Genomic DNA, 1,415 nt, shown 5'->3' on the forward strand with positions numbered 1-1,415 from the left:
GGTTCGTATGGGTATGGGTATGTCGCGGTTGCAAGTCGGACAGTGGCCAGCCCAGGTGGCGAGGATCAACTGCATCTCGCGGACGACCTGGTAGAGGCTCAGGCCGCTGCCGTTCCTTTTGGGGCTCGGGCCAGCCTCCGCAGGGTGCAGAAGGCGTGGGCGAGTGAGACGAGGGTGACATGGTGGTGCCAGCCGGTGAAAGTACGGCCCTCGAAGTGGGCAAGTCCCAGGGCCTGCTTCATCTCGCGGTAGTCGTGCTCGATGCGCCAGCGGAGCTTGGCCAGGCGGACCAGGGTGGTCAGCGGGGTGTCGGCGGGCAGGTCGGAGAGCCAGAACTGCACCGGCTCCATCTCCTTCGCGGGCCACTCGGCCAGCAGCCAGCACTCGGGCAGTTCCACACCGTCGGTGGCATCGCGGATCTCGCGGCCGGCGGGGCGGATCCGCAGCGCGACGAACCGCGAGTACATCCGCTTGAACCCGGTGCGGCCCTTGCCCGGGCGTGAGCCCTCGCGCCAGGACACCGGTTTGGCCGCTGCGCGGCCGGTGTCCGTGACCAGGGCTTTCACGCTCTTCGCCGGATCGGGGTATCGGGCCACGGGCGGGCGTCCGGTCCCGCTGTAGGGCGGGGTGACGGGCCGGGCGGAACCCGGCTGGGCGCTCAGGGTGCTGGAGATGCCCACGACGTAGTTCAGCCCGCGCTCGTTCAGGCCCAGACGGAACGCCACGGCGTCACCGTAGCCGGCGTCCGCGACGGCCAGCGGGACATGGACGCCCCAGGAGCGGGTCTCGTCCACCATGTCCAGGGCGAGCTGCCACTTCTCCACATGCCCGAGGTCGGCGGGGATCTGGCAGCGCTCGCGGCGGGCCACCTTCGCCGGTTCGGCCTTGTCGGAGGCCGGATCCCAGGACTTGGGGAGGAACAGCCGCCAGTCGACCGCCGTGGAGGCGTGGTCGGTGGCCAGGTGCAGCGAGACGCCCACCTGGCAGTTGGTGACCTTCCCCGCGGTTCCGGTGTACTGCCGCGACACGCACGCGGAGGCGTCCCCGTCCTTGAGGAACCCCGTGTCGTCGATGATCAGCGCGGTCGGACCGATGGCATCAGCCATTCTCCAGGCCAGTCGGGCCCGCACATGCGCCGGGTCCCACGGGCTGGTGGTCACGAAGTGCGCCAGTGCCTGCCGGTTGCCGTCCTCGCCCAGCCGGGCGGCCATCGGCTCCACCGACTTGCGCCCGCCATCCAGCAGCAGCCCACGCACATAGACCCGTCCCCAGCGTTGCTGATCCCGACGCGTGAACGCCTCGAACAGCTCCGCCGTGAACGCCTCCAGGCCCTCCCGGACCTCCGTCATCTCCCCAGGTGTCACTCACTGTCAACGACACAACTCGCCAACGGACACGCCACCGTTGAACTGACG

Annotated in this window: 1 protein-coding gene; it reads right to left on the minus strand. The window is 69.7% G+C overall.

Translation table 11 applies throughout. The features are described 5' to 3' along the window. Positions 1-98 precede the first annotated feature (98 nt). Positions 99-1,349: an IS701 family transposase gene (locus ACFVVX_RS37980; RefSeq protein WP_387952739.1), complete on the minus strand. Its 1,251-nt coding sequence runs from the start codon at positions 1,347-1,349 to the stop codon at positions 99-101. Positions 1,350-1,415 lie beyond the last annotated feature (66 nt).

The organism is Kitasatospora sp. NPDC058170 (genome assembly GCF_042883905.1).
In the GTDB taxonomy this organism is placed as follows: domain Bacteria; phylum Actinomycetota; class Actinomycetes; order Streptomycetales; family Streptomycetaceae; genus Kitasatospora.

Coding starts and splice junctions, on each gene's coding strand:
- ACFVVX_RS37980 (WP_387952739.1), bottom strand. CDS start 1,349: ATGACGGAGGTCCGGGAGGGCCTGGAGGCGTTCACGGCGGAGCTGTTC.